This is a genomic window from Stenotrophomonas sp. GD03777 (assembly GCF_029842485.1).
GTDB classification, from domain to species: domain Bacteria; phylum Pseudomonadota; class Gammaproteobacteria; order Xanthomonadales; family Xanthomonadaceae; genus Stenotrophomonas; species Stenotrophomonas sepilia.
In genome coordinates, this window is record NZ_JAOCGL010000023.1 from 38,334 (window position 1) to 44,333 (window position 6,000).

Below are 6,000 nucleotides of genomic sequence, written 5' to 3' on the forward strand. Positions count from 1 at the left end.
CTAATGTGATGGACGTCGCGAATTTGGAGTTTCCTCATGAGGTGACCGTCTCCTGCCTGCGGGCATTGGGCGGGAACGCCGAAAGGATCCAGACGTGGCTACAGCTACTGGCATTCTCCAGTACGGTCCTTCCGGAGCACCCCGGTGAAGGTCCTGTCGGTGTTCGGCACCCGACCGGAAGCGATCAAGATGGGGCCGCTGGTGCGCGCCCTGGCCGAGGCTGCGGACATCGAATCGGTGGTCTGCATCACCGGCCAGCACCGGGCGATGCTCGACCAGGTGATGTCGCTGTTCGAGATCACCGCCGACCATGACCTGGATGTCATGGTGCCCAACCAGACCCTCAATGGCCTGTGCTCCAGGCTGTTCGAGCGGCTTGACGTGCTCTACACGCAGGTCCGCCCGGATCGCGTGCTGGTGCACGGCGATACCACCACGGCGATGACCGCCGCCCTGGCCGCGTTCCACCACCGCATTCCGATCGGCCATGTCGAGGCCGGCCTGCGCACCGGCGACATCAACCGGCCATGGCCGGAGGAGATGAACCGGCGGGTGATCGACGTGGTCGGTCATCAGCTGTATGCACCCACTCCCGGCTCGCGCGCCAACCTGGCTCGTGAGCATCTGGGCGGTCAGATCCTGGTCACCGGCAACACCGTCATCGATGCCCTGCAGCAGACCGTGCAGCGCCTGGATGTCGATCCGGCACTGCGTGCCCAGGCTGACGAACCCTTCCACATGCTCGCCCCCGGGCGCCGCCTGCTGCTGGTCACCGGCCATCGCCGCGAGAGCTTCGGCCAGGGCTTCGAGGACATCTGCCGTGCGCTGGCCGAACTGGCCCAGCGGCCGGATCTGCAGGTGCTGTACCCGGTGCACCTCAATCCGAACGTGCAGGCACCGGTCAACGCACACCTGGGCAACCTCGACAACGTGCACCTGGTGCCGCCGCAGGACTACCTGCGCTTCGTGCGCCTGATGCAGCGCGCCGACGTCATCCTCACCGACTCCGGTGGCGTGCAGGAAGAAGCGCCGGCATTGGCCAAGCCGGTGCTGGTGATGCGCGACGTCACCGAGCGCCCGGAGGCGGTCGAGGCCGGTGTGGTGACGCTGGTCGGGACCACGCCCCCGCGCATCGTCGAGGGGGTCAATGCGGCCCTGGCACAGCCACCGCAGCCGACCCGTTTCGACCCCGATGGCAGTCCCTATGGCGACGGCCGCGCCAGCGCCCGCATCGTCGCCGCCTTGCGTGGCGCCCCGCTTCCCGAATTCTCGCCCGGTCTCCGCAGCGGCGGTGCCGCCTACCACCCTCTCCATGAAGTGACGCCATGAGCCACACCGGCCGCTGTCCCCTGTTTGTTTCCGCCGCCGCGTTCGTCCTGTCGTGCGCGGTTGGCAGTGCCCACGCCGCCGACAGCGTCGCCGGCCAGTTCGCAGAATGGAGCGGCGACAGCACGGTGAGCCGGCAGATGACCCTGCGCGAACTCGGCTTCCGCCAACCGCTGGTACTCAGTGGGCAGGAGAGCCAGCGCGAGGTCTACCTGCCGGTGCCGGCCGGCGTTGCCACCCGCGATGCGCAGCTGCAGCTCGATGGGCGCTATGTGCGTGGCCACGCCGGGCGCACTTCAGGCCTGTGGTCGGTGGATGGCGATCCGGTCGCCGCGCGTTCGATCACCGATGCCCAGGGCTATGCCAGCCAGCTGCTGGCCATCGATGGCGAACCCCGCCAGAACGGCTTCGTGCGGGTCGGTGTCGGCTGGTGGTCGATCGTGTCCGACTATCAATGTGCCGACCAGAGCGCGCCGGCCAATGTGCTGCGGTTGTCGCCGGATTCGCGCTTCAGCTACCGCTTCGATGGGCGTGCCGTGGATACCGTCGCCAAGGCCTGGGGCGCGCTGCCACCGCGGGTGCGCCTGCTGGTGGAGGGCAAGGCGCTGCAGGCGCCAACCTATGATGCCGCCTGGCGCATTGGTACCGCGTTGCAGGCCGGCGGCAAGCAGGTGCAGGTGGTGGCGCTGCCCAAGGTCGGCGACAGCGTCGACCTGGCCGGCATCAGCGTCCCGGCCAGCCTGCAGGGCGTGCCGGCCTATGCAGCGCTGGCTACGGGCGAACGCGTGCACGCGATCAAGGATCTGGCCGAAGTGGGGGCGCTGCTGTCGTTGCGTGACAGCGGGCCGCTTGCCGCCGATGTGATGATCGGCAGCGAGGCATTGCGCGCCGGCGTACGCGCGGCGCTGGATGCGCTGGCCGCACAGGTCGGCGCGGCGGGCACCGATGCGGGCGCAGCGTTTGCTGCGTGGCGCGGTACTGACATGAGCGGCCTGGAGAAGCCCGCCGCCAACGCTTCGGTCAGCGTGGTGGCCGTTGCGGGCCGTCCGACGCTGGTGGTCGACCCGGCGGCAGCGGGCAAGGTGGCCGGACTGTTCGCCGAACAGTGGCGCAGCTATGCGCTGGGCCGCAGCCTGCAGGTCAGCGCAGCAGGAACGCCCAAACTGGACGGTGACCAGGTACTGCTGAGCCGGCTCGGAAACATCGCCGGAACCATGGATGTGGTGACCCGCGCCGACCGCAGCGCCAGCTTCGATCTGGGCACGCTGTCGGCCGATGGCCGCCTGCCCGAGCAAGTGGTGATCGATGTCTCGGCGGCCCCCAATGCGGCGGGTCAGGGCGCGGTGGCCACGATCTACCTCAACGACTACCTGCTGGGCGGCAAGGTGCTGTCGGCCAACGGCCAACCGCAACGGCTGGTGGCCAAGGTACCGGCCTACGCGCTGTCGGCGCGCAACGAGATCCGTGTCAGCTTCCTGCGCCAACCGGCACGCCCCTACTGCCACGATCCGGCGACCGGCTATCCAGTCTCGATCCTGCCCAGCAGCCACCTGACCCTGGCCAGGCGCTCGCTGGGCAGTGATTTCGTCGGTGCCAGCAGCCAGCTGTCACGCGGCAACCAGGTGTTCGTGCCCGGCGCCTGGCTGCAGGATGCACCGGCCTCGCTGGGCAAGGTCATCGCGGTGGCCAGTGCAGTGGGCGCCTCGCCGGAGGCGTCGGAACTGAAGGTGGTCGATGCCGGTGCCGCGGTCAGCCCGGGCGCGCCATGGCTGGCCTTCGGCGTTGCACCGGCCGGTGTCGATGTGGCCGGCCAGAAGGACGGCCACCTGCGGGTCGGTGGCACGTCGCAACCGCTGCTGGATGTCAGCGGCCTGGATCACGCCGCAGTGGTGCAGGTGGGATCGTCCGGCGGCCAGTTGGGCGTTCTCTACAGCGACCTCGGTGCACAGGCACCGTCGTTCAGCGCACCGTTCCGGTTGCTGCGCGGCGATCTTGCCGTGCTTGACGGCACTGATGTCGTGCGCGAATTCGACCGCAAGGATCCCTATGGCACGCGCCTCGCGCACGATGGCAATCCGCAATCGAAGTGGGAACGGCACATGGTCTGGTTGCTGCTGCTGGTCGGCGTGATCGTATTCGCGCTGCTGGCCGCCCGCGTCACCCAGGTGCGCCGCCGCAAGTCCGCCAACGCAGGACATTGATCCACCGTGGACGGTCTGTTCTGGAACATCCAGCTGGCCAACTACTACGCCGCCCTCGAAACCACGGCGGCGGCGGTGGCCGTGCTGATCCTGATCTCCAGCCTCGATGATCTGTTCATCGATGTCTGGTACTGGGTGCGCGAGAGCTGGCGCGCGCTGACCGTCAAGCGCCGCGACGCGTACCGGCCGCTGACCCAGGAAGACCTGCTGCAGCGGCCGGAACAGCCGCTGGCGATCATGGTGCCGGCGTGGATGGAGTACGACGTCATCGCGCAGATGGTCGAGAACATGATCAACGTGCTCGACTACCGCGAGTACGTCGTGTTCGTCGGCACCTATCCCAACGACCAGCAGACCATCGACGAAGTCGAGCGCATGCGCCGTCGCTACAAGCGCCTGCGTCGCGTGGAGGTGCCGCATGACGGACCGACCAGCAAGGCCGACTGCCTGAACTGGCTGATCCTGGCGATCTTCGACTACGAGAAGCGCCACGACATCAAGTTCGCCGGGGTGATCCTGCACGACAGCGAAGACGTGCTGCACCCGATGGAACTGCGCTTCTACAACTACCTGCTGCCGCGCAAGGACATGATCCAGCTGCCGGTCACCTCGCTGGACCGCGAATGGTACGAACTGGTGGCCGGTGTCTACATGGACGAGTTCGCCGAATGGCACGCCAAGGACCTGGTGGTGCGCGAGAGCGTGTCCGGCATGGTGCCGTCGGCCGGCGTCGGCACCTGCTTTTCGCGGCGTGCGCTGCTGGCGTTGAGCGCGCAGACCGACAACCAGCCTTTCAACACCGACAGCCTCACCGAAGATTACGACGTCGGTGCGCGGCTGGCAGCCATGGGCATGCAGTCGATCTTCGCCCGCTTCCCGGTGCAGTTTCGCGTGCGCCGGCCGTCTTGGTTCGGCTGGGGGCCGGTGCGCGAGCGCACCCAGCAGATGGCACTGTGCGTGCGTGAGTACTTCCCCGACAACTTCCGCGCCTCGTACCGGCAGAAGGCGCGCTGGGTGCTGGGCATCGGCCTGCAGAGCTGGGAGTCGCTGGGCTGGCGCGGTTCGCTGGCTACCAAGTACCTGTTGGCGCGCGATCGCAAGGGCATCATCACCTCGTTCGTCAGCATCATCGCCTACCTCATCTTCCTGCAGTTGCTGCTGTTCTGGCTGTTGAAGGCGACCGGGGTGTGGACGATGCAGTTCCCCAGCGTGTTCCAGGCCGGTACCTGGCAGATGAATGTCGCGCTGCTGACCACGGCGGCGCTGGCGACCCGCGTCGTGCAGCGCTTCTACTTCGTCAACCGCTTGTACGGCTGGGAGCATGCGCTGATGTCGATCCCGCGCATGGTGGTCGGCAACATGATCAACTTCATGGCCACCGCCCGCGCATGGAAGGTGTTCCTGGCCTACCTGCTGTTCGGCAAGCGCATGGTCTGGGACAAGACCATGCACGACTTCCCCGATGCGGCACAGCTGGTGCAGACCCGCAAGCAGCTCGGTGAGCTGTTGACCACCTGGCAGGCGGTGGAACCGGAGCGGCTGCAGCAGGCGCTGGCGCAGCAGCATGCCGGCCGGCGGCAGCCGCTGGGCCGCATCCTGCTAACCCAGGGCTGGCTGGATGATGAAACCCTGGCCGAAGCCATCGCCTTCCAGGGCGACCTGCCGCGTGCGGTCATCGACGTCGACTACCTGCGCGCGGGCTCATTCCCGGTCAGCGCCGATGCCTGCGTGCAGTGGCGCATGCTGCCGCTACCGCCGCGGCAGCAGCAGACACTGCGGCTGGCCGTGGCCAGCCCATTGCCCGAAGACGCGCTGGCATTGCTGAAGCAGGAAACCCGCAGCGCACACATCGAACAGAGCATCGCCCGCGAAAGCGAAATCAACGCTGGCCTGCGCCTGATCGGCGGCGACCAGCACTGGCAGCTGGACAACGTGCCCTTGCTGGGCGACCTGCTGGTGGAGATGCGCCTGATCGACCACGCGCGCTTCGAGATCGCACTGGATGCGTACAAGCCGCAGCGCGATGGCCGCATTGGCGATTACCTGGTCAAGCAGGGCATCACTACCGAAGAGGCCGTGGCCCAGGCCATGCAGGAGCAGCGCCGGCGTGCGGCCGCGCTGCAGTCGCCGCCTCCCGGAGCCTTGCCCGCATGAAGACCACGCTGCTGTCCACCGTCATTGCCGTGGCACTGGCCACGGCCGCCGCGCCGGTGCTGGCGCAGGCCGATGCGCCGCTGCCGTTGTCCGGCGCTGCATACCGCATCGCCGAGCAGGCCTTCGCCGCTTACGAGCGCGGCGACTATCAAGCGGCTTACCAGCAGTCCAGCGAAGCTGTCCGGTTGCGCCCGGACGTGGTGCGGCTGCGCCTGCTGCAGATCTATGCGTTGCAGAAACTGGGCCGGTCGGCGGAGGCGCAGCAGCAGGCGCGCCGTGCACTGGATGCCGGGTTGAAGGATCCGGCCTTGCCGGCACT

Annotated in this window: 3 protein-coding genes and 1 pseudogene; all 4 read left to right on the top strand. The window is 67.7% G+C overall.

Features of this window, described 5'->3' with window-relative positions; genetic code table 11:
* Positions 1 to 144: 144 nt before the first annotated feature.
* Positions 145 to 1,329, top strand: a complete 1,185-nt coding sequence (gene wecB, locus N5E02_RS07670) for a UDP-N-acetylglucosamine 2-epimerase (non-hydrolyzing) (RefSeq protein WP_164092966.1) — start codon at positions 145 to 147, stop codon at positions 1,327 to 1,329.
* Positions 1,326 to 3,527 carry a hypothetical protein gene (locus N5E02_RS07675; RefSeq protein ID WP_279946144.1) on the top strand — a complete coding sequence of 734 codons (2,202 nt, stop codon included), beginning with the start codon at positions 1,326 to 1,328 and terminating at the stop codon, positions 3,525 to 3,527. The genes wecB and N5E02_RS07675 overlap by 4 nt, the downstream gene beginning before the upstream one ends.
* Positions 3,528 to 3,533: 6 nt before the next feature.
* Entirely contained in the window at positions 3,534 to 5,681 is a 2,148-nt protein-coding gene (locus N5E02_RS07680) for a glycosyl transferase family protein (protein ID WP_188239234.1), read from the top strand.
* Positions 5,678 to 6,000 (top strand): annotated as a pseudogene (locus N5E02_RS07685) (hypothetical protein); the annotation flags it as partial. The gene N5E02_RS07680 and the pseudogene N5E02_RS07685, both read left to right, overlap by 4 nt.